Raw genomic sequence first — 18,225 nt, 5'->3', positions numbered from 1 at the left:
ATTAGCACTCTATTCTTTATGCAAAACTGATAGCTTTTTCGTTAAAAGCAAACGATTTCACGCTATAAAAACTTAAGTTACGCGTTACATTGTCACCAATAATTGTAATTTTGAATGGTTATAAACATAAAAAAGCCCCGCAATAGCGAGGCTTTTGTCAAAGTAACGTGCCCTATTCGTTTGAAGAGCAGTTTAAGTTGAGCAGAACCAATTCTCGAAGTGCAACAGAGAACTTAGCAAACTCATGGACTGAGCCAACTTTGAACTCGTTCAAGATGCTCTCCCAACGATGTAGTGAAAGCTCGTTGCTCGACATCCAATCATCAAGTGCTTGTATTACGTCTAAATCCTCTGTTGAACAACCACACGTCAGGACTTGTGCCGTCAGTTGACGTTGTTGCCAATCAAGATCTTCTCGGAATGCGGCACGTGCAAGAGCTTGCCAGTTATTGTCCACCGCTTGGCTATTGATTTGTTTCAAGAACCAGTGCAGTGACAAACGGTCACCCAAGTTAAAGTAGAGCTTCGATGCCTGCTCAACCGTTTTGCCTGTTTCAGTTGCCACGGCAGAGATATCCAGTGCTGATTGCAGGCTAGAGAGACGAGCTACGTGGTGCGCCAGTTTCTCTTCTACTCCACGTTCGATCCACTTTTGAGCCAGTTCATTATGCTCTTCCACTTCGGAAGCTACCAGCATAGTGTCAAGCGTTTCAGTAATGGTATGAACATCGTCTTTATACATTGCGATAAGATCAGTAACGGTGCTCTTAGCACTACGATTACGCAATAACCAACGTGAGATACGGCGCAATGCACGACGAACATAAAACATAATTTCATATTGTGCTTTTGCGGTCGCAATATTATCTAACGCACGAGTCTGTTTAAGAATATCCTCAAGTTCAAAGATTTCTCGTGCCGAACTATACGCGTTCGCAATATCAACCACATTCGCCCCCGTCTCCTCTTGGAGACGAGTTACAAAGTTGCACCCCATTTCGTTGACCATTTGGTTGGCCAAGGCTGTCGCGATAATTTCAGCACGCAGTGGATGGTTGACCATTTGCTCTTTATAGTTACGGCGTAACTCACTCGGGAAGTAAGCAACAAGCTGATTAGCGTGAAATGCATCGTTGGCTATTTCTTCTACAGCTAACTGCTCTTTCAGAACCATCTTTCCATAAGCAACTAAAACAGACAGCTCTGGACGTGTCAGACCAAGGCCTTGTTTTTCGCGTTCGATCAGAGTTTCATCGTCCGGAATGTACTCAAGAGCACGATCTAAGTACCCGGCTTTCTCCATCGTATGAATAAAACGAACTTGCTCTTTAACGACGCCGACACCTTGGTGCTCTGTTACCGAAATTGATTCAGATTGGCAGTACGCATCATCCAATACAATTTCACCAACTTCATCTTCCATCGATTCAAGAATTTGGTTGCGTTGTTTAACTGTTAGATCGCCATTTGATACAAGACCGTTCAAGAAGATCTTGATGTTCACTTCATTATCCGAACAATCTACACCACCAACGTTGTCAACAAAGTCGGTGTTTACACGACCACCAGTGGTTGCATATTCAATACGGCCTAACTGAGTCATACCCAAGTTACCGCCCTCACCAACGACTTTCGCTTTCAAATCACGTCCGTCGATGCGGAGTACGTCGTTTGCACGGTCGCCAACATCGGTGTGCGTCTCGCTTGATGCTTTAACGTAAGTACCGATACCGCCATTCCAAAGCAGATCCACTTCCATTTGTAGGATCATTTTAATGAGATCGTTCGGCGCAAGAGAGGCTTTCTTAGTGCCCAACATTTTTTGGATTTCAGGTGTTAATGGGATCGATTTAGAACGACGAGAGAAAATGCCACCGCCTTGCGAGATCAACTCTGCGTTGTAATCTTCCCAGCTTGATCGTGGCAAATTAAATAAGCGATTACGCTCTTCCCAACTGGTAGCTGAGTCAGGGTTTGGATCAATGAAGATGTGCATGTGGTTAAATGCTGCTTGCAGACGAATATGCTTAGATAGCAGCATACCATTGCCAAATACGTCGCCGGCCATATCACCAACACCAATTGCAGTGAAGTCAGTCGTTTGACAGTTGATCCCCATTTCACGGAAGTGACGCTTCACCGATTCCCAACCACCTTTCGCTGTGATACCCATTGCTTTGTGGTCGTAACCGTTGGAACCACCTGACGCAAACGCATCACCTAGCCAGAAGTTGTACTCATCCGACACAGAGTTCGCCAAATCAGAGAACGTCGCGGTACCTTTATCGGCTGCAACAACCAAGTATGGGTCGTCTTCATCGTGACGTACGACACTCTTCGGCGGAATAACTTCACCTTCGATGATGTTATCGGAAACATCAAGAAGCGCGCGAATGAAGCGTTTGTAACAACGCTGACCTTCAGCAAAGATGTCATCACGGTTAGTTAGAGTGTGCTGACGTTTACATACGAAGCCACCTTTTGCACCCACAGGGACAATAACAGTGTTCTTAACTTGCTGTGCTTTAACCAGTCCAAGAATCTCCGTACGGAAGTCCTCTTGACGGTCTGACCAACGCAAACCACCACGTGCGACTTTACCGCCACGTAGGTGCACACCTTCGATATCCGGTGCGTACACAAAGATTTCAAATGCAGGTACAGGTTGAGGAATATCTGGTATTTCGCTTGGCTTCATCTTCAATGATAACCAAGGTTTTGGCTGCTTATCTTCGTCCAACTGGTAGTAGTTAGTACGAAGCGTTGCTGTGATCATTTCCATGTAGCGACGGATAATACGATCATCATCCAAGCTTTCCACACGATCCAATTCTTCAGTAATCTTCTTAATGAGATCGTTCTGACCTTTCTCACTGCCCTTGTGTTTTGGATCGAATCGCTTAGCAAACAGGTTAACTAGGCCCGTAGCTAAATCCGGGTAATGGCTGAGAGTATCTTCGATATATTGTTGACTGAATGGGAAGCCAACCTGACGCATGTAACGCGCGTATGCACGAAGAATTGAGATTTCTCGACCAGATAATGAAGCGCCTAATACCAAGCGGTTAAAGCCATCACTCTCAAGGTTCCCCGCCCAAATAGCAGCAAATGCTTGTTGGAAACGATCGCGCGCTTCACGAAGATCAACCGTCTTTTCGCTCTTATGCAGCATCGAGAAATCTAGGATCCAGAACGTTTGTCCATTGTTGGTTTCGATCTCATATGGTGATTCCCCGATCACACGTAGGCCTAAGTTTTCCAGCATCGGCATCACGTCAGACAGGTGGATTGGCTCGTCGCGGTGGTATAGCTTTAAGCGAACGGCTTTGGACTCTGCTGCTTCTTCTTGCGGACGGTAGAACAGCATACCGAGTTTATTGTCATCGCTTAACGCTTCTAGACGTTCGATGTCTGCTACCGCAGAACTTGGCATCATGTCTTCTTTGTATGAACGCGGGAATGCGCTCATGTACTCTTTCGAAAGTGGAAGACCTTTGCTCTCACCAAAGTTAGCAATGATAGATTCTTTTAGGCGGTCATCCCATGAAGTCGATACTTCCATTAAGTTCTGCTCAATCTTTTTCACGTCTACATCAATGTTATTATTGTCTACACGAACAATATAATGGGTTCTCGCTAGCGGGCTTTCTGAGAAGAATGTAGTAAATTCAACTTCTTGTTCACAAGCAAAGTACTGTTTAAGAATACGTTGCGTTTGGCGACGTAGCTCCGTGTTATAACGGTCTTTTGTCACGTAAACCATGCAGCTGAAGAAGCGACCAAACGGGTCTTTACGAACAAACAGACGCAATAAGTCACGATCTTGCATCTGTACTACACCCATTCCCACTTCTAGTAGCTCTTCTTCACGAGCTTGAAGGAGTTCATCACGAGGGTAGTTTTCTAGAATATTGTGCAGTGCTTTGTAAGAGTACGATCCGTTACGGTAGCCGCTTGCTTCTAGGATACGACCCACTTTCTCGCGGATCAGAGGAATGCTTTGTACCGCTTGGTTATATACAGCAGAAGTGTAAAGACCTGTGAAACGGTGTTCACCAATGACTTTGCCGTTTTCATCAAACTTTTTAACACCAATGTAGTCGGTGTACGCTGGGCGATGAATGCGAGACGCTTGGTTGCCCTTAGTAATGATCAGTGCGTAAGGTTTTTTCGCTTCAAGGCGAGCCGAATCTGACAGCTCAGAAAGCTTGATGCTTCGAACACGCTTCTCATCAGCAAACAGGCCAAGACCTTTTTCTTGAGCTGGTTGGAGTTCAGTATCGCCGTTAACACTAACAAGATCGTATTCTTTGTAGCCCATGAAGGTGAAGTTATGATCCCCCAACCAACGTAGGTATTCGATCGTTTCGTCTAAACGATCGGTTTTCATTGAAACTCGATCTTTATTCTTCTCAAGATCATCAGTGACGATCTTGAGCTTATCAACCATTTGCTTCCAGTCATCCACCACTAGGCGAGTATCAGAAAGAATGGTCAGCAGCTCGTTTTTCAATGCTTGCATTGCATCTTTACTGGTTAAGCGGTCAACTTCGATATGGAATAGAGATTGTAGAACACCGCCCTCACCGTTAATGTCCGTCACTTGCCCCTTCTTATCGCGTTCTAGTTGCGTTGGGTTATTGAGCATCAAGTGAGAAACGAGGTCGAGTCGTGTTAACGCCATCTTGATGGAATCCACCAAAAACGGGCTGTCCGGTACAACAATTTCAACAATAGTGTGAGTCGATTGCCAGCCTTGGCGGCTGACAGTTGGGTTGAATACCCTTACAGAAATGTCTTCTGGCTTTTTTTCATTGATATGGTGCCACAGGCTAACAACGGCACCATAAAGGTCAGATTCGTTTCGCTGAATCAAGTCATCATCAGCAATGTTACTAAATAAGTGTTGAGCAAGTTTAGTTACAAGCGGTTGGTGAGAAAGCTCGAGTTTGTCTTGAATTAGTTGGTATACCTTTTCAAGCAGAACCGGCACTACATTTTCACGCGCGGTCATATTCACACTCCACATTAGAATTGTTGTTTTGTAGGGGGACTTAACTTCGGGTTTTAGCCTCGAAACTAAGCATAGGTAATGCATGCACTTATTGTAAAAGCATAATTACAAATGTTTAACAAAAAATAGCAGTGGTAGGAGGTGAAATGTCTGATTCTGTGACTAAGATTCCTGTTTAACTCACTAGGAATATCAGGCATCACAGAGTTTCTAACTTTAGAAACTTGTTATTTTGGTCAGTTGTGAGCCTAAAACGACCTCGAATGCCTAATTGACTAAGAAATGGTCGAAACTTTGATGCATCTAATTGCAGCCTCAAACCATTGTCAGTAATAACTTGCACTGAACAAGCCGCACCAGAATAGTGTGAAAGAAATGTTTGATAAGAAATGTTGAGAGAGAAGTAATACTGGTTCATGAAAATGGATTGTTGTCAGAACAAAAAACTAGGGTGATCGTAATGACCACCCTATTCTTTTGTCGATTATTCGTCTAGTGCTTTAGTCACTTTTTCGAATAAGTCTTTCGCTAGATTGTCCATCGCTTTAAGCTTTTCAAGCTCTGCACGAATAAGCGCTTGACGACCTTCATCGTATTTACGGAACTTCAGCAGAGGATCGATCATACGAGACGCTACTTGTGGGTTGCTATCGTTCAACTGACGAAGGATCTCGCCCGCAAACTTGTAGCCAGAACCAGACTTATCATGGAAGCGAACTGGGTTTGCGTTCAAGAACGAGCCAATCAAACTACGCGTACGGTTCGGGTTTTTCAAGCTAAACGCTTCGTGGCTCATGGTTTCTTTCACTTTACCAAGTGCGTTTTCTACCGGGTTGCTGCCCTGAAGAACAAACCACTTGTCCATAACCAGACCATCGTGCTTCCACTTGTCGCTGTAATCCGCCATGAGTGTTTCGCGGCATTCAAGTTGAGCACTGTTCGCAGCACTCATTGCTGCGATAGTGTCTGTCATGTTGTTTGATGACTCGTACTGTGCTTTCGCTAGCTCGTTACCCTTTTCAGTGTAAGCTAAGAACTGCAGACATTGGTTACGCAAAGCTCGTTTACCAATAGCATTGTGATCAATGCTGTACTCTGCTTGGTTCAATGCGTGGTAAGTCGCACTCAGTTCATCTTCTAATTCTTTAGAAAGTGACACTGTAATGCCATTCAGTACAGTATCTACCGCATCAATATCGATCTGCTTATACCAACCTGTGATTTCGTTGATTGAAGGCAAAGACAGAACTTGTGCGATAAACGCAGGTTCAAGATTCAAATCAAGTAACACGCCTCGGAATGCATCGATTAAGTCTTCAGATAATTTAACCTCACCACCCGCTTGAACATTGGCTACGTTTTGACGAATGTATTTCGCGAGTAGCATTTGGCTAGCGTCCCAACGAGCAAAATCGTTCGTTGCGTGCTTCATCAAGAAAATCAGTTCATCATCACTGTAATCGTATTCCAATTTAACTGGTGCAGAGAACTCACGAAGCAATGATGGCACTGGTTGTTCTGCGACGTTTTCGAATACAAAAGTCTGCTTGTCTTGCTTCACGTCTAGGACGTTGTGTACCGATTCACCGTTGATAACCAGGGGAATCACGTCACCGTTTTGTGCGTATAGCTCAATATCAAATGGAATATGTAGCGCTTGTTTTTCTGATTGTTCGTGCGTTGCTTCAGTAAATTGCTCAACCGTTAGTGCGTAAGTTTTTGTTTCCGCATTGTATTCACTGTTTACACGAAGTGTTGGCGTACCAGACTGGCTGTACCATAAGCGGAACTGCTTAAGGTCAACGCCCGTTGCGTCTTCCATTGCAGAAACGAAATCTTCACACGTTGCCGCGGTACCATCATGACGCTCGAAGTAAAGCTTCATGCCTTTTTGGAAGCCTTCTTCGCCAAGTAGCGTGTGGTACATACGGATAACTTCGCTGCCCTTTTCGTACACAGTTAGCGTGTAGAAGTTATTCATCTCAATAACTTTATCCGGACGAATTGGATGCGACATAGGGCTTGCATCTTCCGCGAACTGAGGACCACGAATAGTACGAACGTTGTCGATGCGGTTTACTGCACGCGAACCTAAATCAGATGAAAATTCTTGATCGCGGAATACCGTTAGGCCTTCTTTCAAACTCAGTTGGAACCAGTCACGACAAGTCACGCGGTTACCCGTCCAGTTGTGGAAGTACTCGTGACCGATTACCGCTTCAATACCAAGGTATTCACGGTCAGTCGCGGTTTTTTCATTCGCAAGGACAAACTTCGAGTTGAAGATGTTTAGACCTTTGTTTTCCATCGCGCCCATGTTAAAGAAATCAACCGCAACGATCATGTAGATATCAAGATCATACTCAAGACCAAAACGATCTTCGTCCCACTTCATTGAGTTGATAAGCGAAGTCATTGCATGACCTGCACGGTCAAGGTTGCCTTTATCTACAAAGATTTCTAGGTCAACTTCACGGCCAGATGTTGTCGTGTATTTGTCACGTAGAACATCAAAGTCACCAGCAACTAACGCAAACAAATAAGCAGGCTTTGGATGTGGGTCTTGCCACTGAACCCAATGACGACCGTTTTCTGCATCGCCTTCTGCAATACGGTTACCGTTACTAAGTAGGAATGGATACTCGCCTTTATCAGCGATGACTTTGGTAGTGTATTTTGCTAATACATCTGGACGGTCTAGATAGTAAGTAATTCGGCGGAAGCCTTCAGCTTCACATTGTGTACAGAATGCACCACCTGATTTATATAGACCTTCAAGAGCAGTATTCGCTTCAGGGTCAATCTTAGTGATGATTTCTAATTCAAATTCTGCAGGAAGATCTGTGATAACTAATGAAGTTTCTTTTACTTCATGGTGAGCCCAGTCTTCACCGTTCACTTTTACGGAGCGTAACTCTAGCCCTTCACCGTCAAGTTCTAAAGTGGTTGATTCACCCTTCTGAACTACTTTTGATATTGCTGTGACGATCGTGTCGTTGTCATAAAGATCGAAGGTCAAATCGATATCCGTAATGGTATGAGATGGCGCCTTATAATCTTTGCGATATTTCGCTTGGGGAGCTTGAGACATGTCCATAAATCCTTGTATATATAACCACAAAAATACCAGGACTTGAGGCTCAAACACCTCATGCTGGTATCACGATATAAGCTATTTGTAGGGGTTATGGTATCAGAATACAAGTCTTTCTATAAAAAAACGGAGCTTTTAGTGGCTTAGCTCCGCTTTCCGTTTAACATTTAATCAACATCAGAACATTTCACTATTAATCAAAGCGCACGAAATAGTTGTAGTATTTTTCTTACGGTGTTACTCGGTTAAGTACCGCGTACATATCTCCGTTAGAGTCCTCAATTGTTAAGCTATTTTGATTTAATTTATAACGAGTGCCATGCTCACCGTTCTCATACAAAAGAACTAAATGTTCTCCCTCAGTATAAAAAACACCCTGCTTGACCGATTCCTCACCTGCCTCATTCGAGACTCGGAACATAAACACAAAGTCCGGTTGTAGTATTAAGTCCATTTGGTTGATGTTGTTGGCAAGCATTCCATCGCCACCTACTTGCGAACTTGACCAGATCCCAGCTAAAGCATTTGACAAGCCCTTGGTGAAGGTCACTCCATTTAAATCGAGCGTATTATGATTATTCCGATATGCATAAATTTGCGGTTGGTCTGTGTTCAAGCCCAGGACAATAGTATCTTCGTTAGCGTTGTACATCCCTTCCCAATGGTCGATTGAGTAGTCTTGTTTTTGAATGTCGATTGAAAACGTATAATCCGAACCTAGAGTCAGCTTAATGGCTCTGAAGTTTTCAGCAGAGTCGTCAGGGTTAGGATTCATTAAATACCAATCACCAATGAGAAAAGGTGTATCAAAATGACTGAGTTCGTCTTCTTTATTTATTTCCGCACTAAAAGTACTGAAGCAGCATAAGCTAAGTACAACAACAAACCATTTCATAACGGCATCCTTATCGTTTTCTTTTAGCTTAGGCACTAGATCTCAGTTTGGCGAAACATTTGATCTAGATCACGTAAATTATTAGTGAAAATTAAGAGCAGTAATCGTCGTGTTTCATACAAACGTTGCAGTAAAAGCACATAAAAAAAGAGCGAGTCACTATGACTCACTCTTTATATTCTGAATTGCTAGTCGTTATGACTGAATACTTAGCTCTTAAGCATGTCTACCATAACTGCCACAGACTCATCTAAATAAACATCTGGAGCTTCATAGTCTTTTGGCACATCGTCTAACGTCTTGAATGGTTCTTTACCCATAGCAGCCTGACGTTCATTTATGCGTTCTAGACGTAGAGCTTCCGCTTTATCAGACTCTTCTTCACGAACTTTCTCGTTAAGAGACAACAAGTTATCGTCTTTCTCTTTACGGTACTTCTCGATATCTTCTTTGATGAAGCGGAATTCCATTTCATCAGCGATTCGTTTGTTGTGAAGCTCGGTTAGTTCAGTAACAAGTGTATCGTTGCTAGGGAAAGTCTGATATTTTGCTTTATCGATGCTATCCCAAGGCAGTGCATTATCTTCAACACTTTCACCTGTTTCACTTGGCTCAACCGGAGTTGGATAAGCAATGTCTGGTGCTACACCACGGTTCTGAGTACTGCCACCATCAATGCGATAGAACTTTTGAATCGTGTATTGAACATAGCCCAGTTCTTTATCAAACAAATCATAGATATGATTCAATGAACGGTGCTGCTGTACAGTACCCTTACCGAAAGAATTTTCGCCAAGAATGACTGCACGGTTGTAATCCTGCATTGCTGCCGCAAAGATCTCAGACGCCGAAGCACTATAGCGGTTGATCAAAACTGTAAGAGGACCATCGTAGCTAACTGCGCCATCGGTATCCGCATTCACCTTGATACGGCCATAACTATCACGAACTTGCACAACTGGACCTTCTTTAATAAAGAGACCTGTTAATGCAGTTGCTTCAGTCAATGCACCACCACCGTTGTTACGCAGATCAACGATAACGCCATCAACGTTTTTTGTTTTTAGTTCAGATAGCAGCTTATCTGTATCTTTAGAAAGACCAACATAGAAGCTAGGGACTTCAAGAACCCCTATTTTCTTGCCATCTTTCTCGATGATCTCAGATTTTACTGCGCGATCTTCTAGACGAACCTTATCACGAACAATAGTGACAACGTAACTCTTTGCATCTTTACCTTCAGGCAAGACTTGTAGGTTAACTTTGGTTCCCTTTGGACCTTTGATTAACTGAACTACATCGTCAAGACGCCAACCAATTACGTCGACAACATCTTCGCCATCTTGACCAACACCGATAATACGGTCACCCTCGCCTAGCTGTTTACTCTTCGAGGCTGGTCCACCAGCCACTAAAGATCGAATAACGGTATAGTCATCCGTCATTTGAAGTACAGCGCCAATCCCTTCTAGTGACAGGTTCATTTCAGATTGGAATTGTTCAGCGTTACGGGGAGATAAGTAGCTAGTATGTGGATCAACTTCACGAGCGAAAGCGTTCATGTAAAGTTGGAAAGCATCTTCGTTGCGAGTTTGCGTAATACGTTTCATTGCATTGTTATAACGCTTCTCTAATACCTCTTTAATCTCTGGCCATTCTTTACCAGTCATTTTTAGGTTTAGAGCATCGTACTTAACGCGCTTACGCCAAAGTTCATTCAGTTCAGCTTCATCTTTCGGCCAAGCGGCTTCAGAACGATCTAGTTCGATAAACTCATCAGTATCAAACTTGATTTCTTTATCAAGTAGCGTCAGTGCGTAGGCGAAACGATCGAAACGTTTCTGCATTGAAAGGTTATAAACATCAAATGCAATCTTGTTGTTACCAGCTTTGAGCTGGTCATCAAGGCTAATTGACCAATCTTTAAAGGAGTCGATATCTGCTTGAGTAAAAATATTTCTATTGTAGTCAAGCATTTCTACATAGCGTTCAAAGATCGCTTTAGAGAAATCATCGTTAAGATTGAAGTGCTTATAGTGAGATCTAGTGAATCGAGATGTTACACGTTTGCTGGCTGTTTCGTGCTGAACTTCAGGAGCGAGAACCGGCAAGTCATCTTTGTTTAGTTTGGCTTCTAGAGCCTGAGCTGAAGCTGCTAGCATTAAGCTAGCAGCAATCAGGGTCACTTTTGAACGGCAATTCATGCGTAGGAGTATCTCCCTTATGCGCGCAAGTGCTCCGCTTTTACAACCATTTGTAGGCCGTTAGCAAGTTGAACACGTACATCATCCTTATTGACTTCAACAATGGTCGCTGCCATGTTTCCTTTGCCCATGTTCACGTTTACTGCATTGCCAACTGTGATTTCATCAGCGTTGAGTGCGCGCGTTTCTACAGGCTTACTTTCTTTTTGTACTTTTGGTTTGTTAGTACGACGAGGCTGTTGAGGTTTTTTAGCCGCAGGTTTTGCCTTCGCTTTACCTTCTTCACGAGCCTTTTGAGCTTGCTCTTTACGACGAGCTTGCACTTTTGCTTTGCTCTCAGCTAGTGTTGCTTTAGCGTGATCTACGTGTTCTTCTTCTAGCTCACCACAAGGGTTACCATCTAGATCAACACGTACTGCACCAGGTTTTACGCCGTGTAGGTAACGCCATGATGAAGTGTACTGTCTTAACGCTGCACGAAGCTGAGTTTTGCTTACTTTTTCGTCTTCATTTAGACGTTCCGCAAGATCTTGAAAAATACCAATTTTCAGAGGCTTTGCTTCACCTTCTAAAGTAAAGCACTTAGGGAAACATTCAGCAATATATGCGATAACTTCTTTGCTGTTTTTTAACTTTTCAGTCATGAGGGTTCCTGATTTGAGCGGATTTCCGCGAAGCATTAAGAAAAATATTCTCGTATTATAGTGACATGCCAAGGAAAAACCACACTCGAGGGCGAATTTATGCGTCGTTAGCGTGCGAATTAAGCAGCTTTTCTACTTCTAACATGAAATGTGTGAGGCCTTGCTCATCAATTTCATTAAAACGACCAATACTTGGGCTATCAATATCAAGTACGCCTGCCACTACCCCATTTATCGTAAATGGTAAAACTATTTCTGAATTGCTTGCTGCATCGCACGCGATATGACCTTCAAATTCATGTACGTCGTATACCCTTTGTACAGTATTTGTTTGTGCCGCAGTCCCACAGACTCCGCGCCCCATTGGGATACGTACACAAGCGGGTTTACCTTGAAATGGACCAAGCACAAGCTCGTTTCCTTGAGTCAGATAAAATCCCGCCCAATTTAGGTCTTCTAGCTCCATAAAAAGAAGGGAACTGATATTCGCAAGGTTCGCAATTAGATCCGGTTCTGACTCGATAAGTGCAACCGCCTGTTTGGTAAGTGTTTGGTATTGTTCTATGGTCATATTAACTTCCAAATTATTCTGTTGAGGCTTCCATTATTAGTGAATACAATGCTTGCCTAAAATTTAATAGGACTTATTCTCATTACAATGACTTCACGAAATGACACTATTAGCCGTTCTTGGTTGATAACTCAAGCAAAAAAGCACAAGTCAAAACTGGTCTTGGCTAACTTTATTGCGGTTTTAGCAACTCTGATTAGTGTTCCTATCCCGCTTCTAATGCCACTTATGGTTGATGAAGTGTTGCTCGATAAGCCAGCTTCGGGGTTGGCTGCCATGAATATCGTTTTACCTGAAACATGGCATACCCCGACGGGTTATATCTTCTTTACTCTATTCCTTGTTGTACTTATGCGTGCTGCCAGTCAAGCGCTGAATATCGTGCAGAGCCGCCAGTTTACTCTTGTTTCAAAGACAATTACTTATGAAATGAGAAGCAAAATGATCGATAAGCTAGGTCGAATCAGTATTCGTCAATACGAGACAAAAGGCAGTGGTGGTATCAACGCTCACCTTATCACTGACATCGAGACCATAGATAAGTTTATTGGTTCTACGTTAGCTAAATTTGTTATTAGCTTACTCACCGTCATTGGTACGGCTATCATTCTTTTGTGGTTAGACTGGCGCCTTGGTTTGTTCATTCTTTTAGTAAACCCTATCGTTATCTACTTTTCTCGTAAGCTGGGAAGTACGGTTAAACATCTCAAGCGTAAAGAGAACCATTCATTCGAAGTTTTCCAAAACAGATTAGTTGAAACTTTAGATGGTATCTATCAACTTCGAGCGGCAAACAAAGAGCGTGAATTTCTTCAGCAGTTAAAGCTCAATGCTGACCAAGTCCGTATTGATGCAGACAAGTACGCATGGCAATCAGAAGCCGCAGGTCGTGTATCCTTTCTTCTTTTCTTAATCGGTTTTGAACTTTTCCGTGCCGTCGCAATGCTTATGGTGATGTTCAGTGATCTCACCATTGGTCAGATTTTTGCCGTGTTTGGTTATCTTTGGTTTATGTTGTCCCCAGTACAAGAGCTATTAGGTATTCAGTTTTCTTGGTACAGCGCAAAAGCAGCCCTAAAGCGAATCAATGACCTTCTTGAACTTGAGGAAGAACATAGACCTGTTTCTAAGGTAAATCCTTTCAAGAAAGACCAAGAAGTTGATGTTAAAATCGAGAATGTTGATTTTTCATACAACAGTGAGGTCAAAGTTTTGGATAACCTCTCACTGCATATCCCACCGGGCAAAAAAGTCGCTCTGGTTGGTGCTTCTGGTGGCGGTAAATCTACTCTGATCCAGCTATTGATTGGCGTTTATCGACAGAACTCGGGAAACATACGTTTCAATGATGAACTAAGTGAAGACATAAGCTTCGATGTGATTCGTAATAAAATTGCCGTTGTATTACAGCAACCTATATTATTTAACGACACGCTAAGGCATAATCTCACGCTTGGTGGTGACTTCGATGAGCTGTCTTTATGGCGCGCATTAGAAGTCGCTCAGTTACAAGACGTAATGAAACAGTTAGATAACGGTTTAAATACTCAAATCGGCCGAAACGGCATCCGATTATCTGGTGGGCAAAGGCAGAGACTGGCCATAGCTCGCATGGTTTTAAGTAACCCACAGTTTGTAATACTTGATGAAGCAACATCAGCATTAGACACAGCTACAGAAGCTGCCCTTCATAAGGCACTGACAGAGTTTTTGAACGGCAGAACTACCTTGATAGTCGCTCACAGACTGTCTGCAGTAAAACAAGCTGATTTAATTTACGTACTTGAAGATGGAAAGGTCACCCAGTCGGGCACGCATGGTGAGTTAGTTGAACAAGAAGGTTTGTACCAAACTTTATACGGGGGAGTTCAATCCCACGTTTAGCATTATCGTAGAGAGGTCATTATGACCTCTCTAGGTAAGCATGCGAATAACCCTGATAATGTCAGACTATGTCAGGGCTGCGAATTACCTGTCGATACCCTCCTTCTACCTAGAGGGAAGCACGCCTATTGCCCTCGATGTGGCACGCAGCTTTATCGTGGAGGCTCTCCTAGCCTTTCTGGGAACTTAGCAATTGCCGTCACTTGCTTATTACTGTTCATCCCTTCCCACTTCTTTGACTTCATCAGTATTCGTTTAGTTGGGGTCATGATCCCGGCAACCCTACCAGCAGGTATGATTACGTTAATGGATGAAGGTTTCGTTGCACTGTCACTTTTAATTCTTTTTTGTAGTTCTCTAGCTCCATTTATCGTATGTAGCTCTGTTGTCGTCGCTCATGCATCGATGAAGCTTCACTGGTTTAACGGTATACGAATCTCACTTTGGCTTGTTCAACACCTAAAGCATTGGGTTATGATTGACGTATTTCTTGTTAGCATCGCTATTTCATGTTTTAAGCTGCAAGATTACTCAGATATTTTCGTTGGTCCTGGGCTTATTGGCTTAGTTCTCCTTCAGTTATTTACTGTATTATTAATCACCCGTATCAGCGTCCGTCGATATTGGGAAGCCTGGCAACCAGAACGAGCTTTTCACTTCGAGCACAAAGATATTCATTGTCATGAGTGTCACCTTTCACAGCCCGAAGGTGATAAATGTCAACGATGCCATCATGCGCTATATCATAGAAAACCAAACTCCATTCAAAAAACGTGGGCGTACTTAATTGCAGCGACGATTGCAATCTTCCCCGCTAACTTAATTCCTATATCTATCTTGATCACAAATGGACGACGTTTAGAAGACACAATCTTTTCAGGGGTTGCTGGATTAGTTAAAAATGGCATGTACGGCATTGCTGTCATTATTTTCGTCGCTAGTATCATCGTCCCTGTGATTAAGATTTTAGGTTTGGCCTATATCCTGCTTTGCATCAAGTTCAAACGTTCTGTGTTTCATAAACAGCGTATGATGGTTTACTTCGCTGTAAAATGGATTGGCAAATGGTCAGTAATGGATTTATTCGTTATTTCAATAATGATGACGCTCGTCGACCGTGGACAGATTTTAGATTTCACACCAGGTTATGGTGCAGTCGCATTTGGAATAGTAGTTGTTTTAACTATGCTCGCAGCAGATAGCATAGACCCAAGGCTTATTTGGGATAATGCTCCAGACTATAAAAAAAGAGTTCATAAATGAGTGTTCAGAATAGTTCTCAAAATTCTTACTCCCCTGACGTAAAGAAAAGTATTGGCCTGTCTCCTCTTTGGCTATTACCTATTCTTACCATGGTACTTGCCGGCTGGTTAGTGGTTAAATCCATTCACGATGCAGGTCAACGAGTACAAATTTACTTTTCTGACGCTGCGGGATTAGTAGCGGGCAGAACGACGATCCGATATCAAGGGTTAGAAGTTGGTATCGTTAGAGACATCAACTTATCAGAAGATCTCAGTAATATTTACGTAGATGCCGATATATATCCAGAAGCGACAAAGCTCTTAAATGAAAACACTCGCTTTTGGCTAGTTAAACCAACAGCGAGTTTGTCTGGTGTCTCCGGCTTAGACGCCTTAGTTTCTGGTAACTATATTTCTATTCAACCAGGCAATAGCAAAGAATATGAAACCACATTTCATGCTTTAGATTCGGCACCTACTGATCTTCGCGTCACTCAAGGTCTTAATATCATACTCAAGAGTAAGGATTTGGGTGGCGTGTCGGTTGGGTCTCAGATTGTCTATAAAAAGATCCCTATCGGCGAAGTGTACAGCTACCAGTTAAATGAAGACGCAAAATCCATTTCGATCCATGCCAACATTCAAGAGCAGTACCGACACATTATTAATAACCGAAGTCGCTTTTGGAATGTGAGTGGTATTGGTGCGAGCATCGGTTTTGATGGCGTAGATGTTCGCTTAGAGAGCATGAGCGCCCTTCTTGGTGGGGCAATAGCCGTTGATTCCCCGGATGATGGTGAACCAGTAGAAGAAAACAAGCAGTTCAGACTGTATCGCGATCTAAAAACGGCTGGTCGAGGTATTCCGATTAAGATCGCACTACCCGACGACAACAATATTAGCGGTGAAGGCGCACCAATCATGTACCGCGGCATTGAGATTGGCCAAATCACAGACTTGGGGCTATCTGAGGGTAGAGAGTTAATTCTAGCCTCTGCTGCGATTCAGCCAGCGTTTAGTGACATGCTAACAACAAATACAAAGTTCATCTTAGAAGAAGCGAAAGTGTCACTCTCTGGGGTGGAAAATATCACTAACCTAGTTCGCGGTAATTTCCTGACCATCGTCCCAGAGCAAGGTGATCGCGCTCGTCGTTTCAGTGCTATTCGTAAAACAGTTTTTAATCAACAGCAAGAAAAGTCTATCGCCATTCGCTTAGTATCAGACAACTCATTTGGTTTAGATAAAGGGGCGAATGTCTTATATAAAGGTATCGTAGTAGGTTCGGTAATTAACGTTGGCTTGCTGGATAAAGAGAGCGCTACACAAGTTAAACACGAAGTGTTTATGGATGCACTCATTGACCATGAATTTAAGCACTTAATCAAATCGAATAACCGCTTCTATGTTACTGGTAGTGCTTCTGCTGAGTTAACTGAATCTGGGTTAAGCGTCACCGTACCACCAGCAAAGCAGCTTCTTACCGGTTCAATCAGTTTTGTTAGTGAAGGGAAAGAGTCCATCACTAGCGAATATCAACTGTTCCAAAGTGCCTCTCTTGCTGAATTGGCAAAATATAATCAAAGAGGGTCGCAAACTTTATCTCTCTTTGCCAACGAGCTTCCTCCTATTTCAAAAGGCAGTCCTCTACTCTACCGTAACCTTCCTGTCGGAAGTATCTCGGACTTTAACCTTGTTGATGGCGGTGTCATTGTGAAAGCGACGATTGAAAATCGCTATGCACACCTACTTACAAACCAAACGGTATTTTGGAACCGCTCTGGAGTCGAGGTTGAAGCATCATTGGCCGGTATTAGCGTCAAAGCCCATCCGTTAAAAACACTTATCAAAGGTGGTATTGCTTTCGATTCCATTCCGGGAATTGAGAATAAAATAGGACAAAACTGGAAACTTTATGATGACCAAAATAAAGCTCGTAAGTTTGGACGACTTATTGAACTCGTCACCGATGGGACCCAAGAAGTAACAAAAGGCATGCCGATTAATTACCAAGGGGTAAAAGTCGGTGAAGTTACCCTAGTTGTGCCTAACTTTAAGCAAGAGCATATCGACGTAACCGCTCGAATTCTTCCTGAGTTTGTTAAAGACGTTGCAGTTGCTGGCTCACACTTCTGGCTAACTGAACCCGAGATCGGGTTAGGTGGCGTGAAAAACTTAGGTGCTTTAGTCTCAAAATCAATCAGCGTAGAACCAGGCGATGGTGCTGCAAATTTCAAATTTGATTTAGCCAAAAGTCGACAAGCAGAACAAGGCATCTCGTTCACACTTCAAAGTGAGCAGCGAGGTTCAGTTCAGGTTGGCACCCCAATTCTATATCGTCAAATGGAAGTCGGCAGCGTGACTGATGTTCGTCTTGGCGAGTTTGCGGATCGTATTGTCACTAAGATTGAGATACAACCTGAATACGCTTACCTTGTTCGTCAAAATAGTGTGTTCTGGAATGTCTCAGGTGTAGATGTATCAATTGGTATTACGGGCGCGAACATCAAAGCAGGCACATTTGATAGCTTAGTTCGTGGCGGTATCGCTTTCTCTACTCCAGAACAGTCGCAAATTCCACCTGCGGCAAAAGATGGTCAATCATTCTTTTTGTACCCTCAAGCAGACGAGCGCTGGGCAAAATGGCGCACCGCCATTCCAAAACCTTAATCGCG

The 18,225-nt window shown here is 43.1% G+C and carries 10 protein-coding genes; 3 read left to right on the top strand and 7 right to left on the bottom strand.

Annotated elements, in window-relative coordinates; all coding sequences use genetic code 11:
* Positions 1-172: 172 nt before the first annotated feature.
* The 7 genes from ACTS60_RS09140 to ACTS60_RS09110 all read right to left on the bottom strand — a co-directional run bounded on the left by ACTS60_RS09140 (position 173) and on the right by ACTS60_RS09110 (position 12,422).
* Positions 173-5,014 (bottom strand): NAD-glutamate dehydrogenase, encoded by a 4,842-nt coding sequence (locus ACTS60_RS09140; RefSeq protein ID WP_440887986.1) that lies wholly within the window; start codon positions 5,012-5,014, stop codon positions 173-175.
* Between the two features lie 199 nt (positions 5,015-5,213).
* A complete protein-coding gene (locus tag ACTS60_RS09135) occupies positions 5,214-5,432 on the bottom strand; it encodes a DUF2835 domain-containing protein (protein WP_440887985.1) in 219 nt (72 codons plus the stop codon).
* A 66-nt stretch (positions 5,433-5,498) separates the two neighbouring features.
* The gene (gene pepN / locus ACTS60_RS09130) at positions 5,499-8,105 is read right to left on the bottom strand and encodes an aminopeptidase N (RefSeq protein ID WP_440887984.1); all 2,607 of its coding nucleotides are present in this window, start codon (positions 8,103-8,105) and stop codon (positions 5,499-5,501) included.
* Positions 8,106-8,337: 232 nt separating this feature from the next.
* A complete protein-coding gene (locus ACTS60_RS09125) occupies positions 8,338-9,003 on the bottom strand; it encodes a hypothetical protein (RefSeq protein WP_440887983.1) in 666 nt (221 codons plus the stop codon).
* A 209-nt stretch (positions 9,004-9,212) separates the two neighbouring features.
* The gene (prc, locus tag ACTS60_RS09120) at positions 9,213-11,207 is read right to left on the bottom strand and encodes a carboxy terminal-processing peptidase (RefSeq protein WP_440887982.1); all 1,995 of its coding nucleotides are present in this window, start codon (positions 11,205-11,207) and stop codon (positions 9,213-9,215) included.
* A 17-nt stretch (positions 11,208-11,224) separates the two neighbouring features.
* Positions 11,225-11,851, bottom strand: coding sequence for an RNA chaperone ProQ (gene proQ / locus ACTS60_RS09115; protein WP_440887981.1), 627 nt, complete (start codon positions 11,849-11,851; stop codon positions 11,225-11,227).
* 97 nt (positions 11,852-11,948) lie between these two features.
* Positions 11,949-12,422 carry a GAF domain-containing protein gene (locus tag ACTS60_RS09110; RefSeq protein ID WP_440887980.1) on the bottom strand — a complete coding sequence of 158 codons (474 nt, stop codon included), beginning with the start codon at positions 12,420-12,422 and terminating at the stop codon, positions 11,949-11,951.
* 87 nt (positions 12,423-12,509) lie between these two features.
* On the opposite strand from ACTS60_RS09110, the gene ACTS60_RS09105 reads away from it, so the two are divergent.
* The 3 genes from ACTS60_RS09105 to ACTS60_RS09095 are packed head-to-tail and all read left to right on the top strand — an operon-like array spanning position 12,510 to position 18,220.
* On the top strand, positions 12,510-14,306 hold the full coding sequence (locus ACTS60_RS09105) for an ABC transporter ATP-binding protein (protein ID WP_440887979.1): 1,797 nt from the start codon (positions 12,510-12,512) through the stop codon (positions 14,304-14,306).
* A gap of 21 nt (positions 14,307-14,327) precedes the next feature.
* Positions 14,328-15,569 (top strand): PqiA/YebS family transporter subunit, encoded by a 1,242-nt coding sequence (locus ACTS60_RS09100; RefSeq protein ID WP_440887978.1) that lies wholly within the window; start codon positions 14,328-14,330, stop codon positions 15,567-15,569.
* On the top strand, positions 15,566-18,220 hold the full coding sequence (locus ACTS60_RS09095) for an MlaD family protein (protein WP_440887977.1): 2,655 nt from the start codon (positions 15,566-15,568) through the stop codon (positions 18,218-18,220). The genes ACTS60_RS09100 and ACTS60_RS09095 overlap by 4 nt, the downstream gene beginning before the upstream one ends.
* Positions 18,221-18,225: the final 5 nt, after the last annotated feature.

This window comes from Vibrio sp. WZ-1 (assembly GCF_052037695.1).
Taxonomy (GTDB): Bacteria; Pseudomonadota; Gammaproteobacteria; order Enterobacterales; family Vibrionaceae; genus Vibrio.
This window is presented reverse-complemented; position numbering and strand designations above follow the sequence as displayed.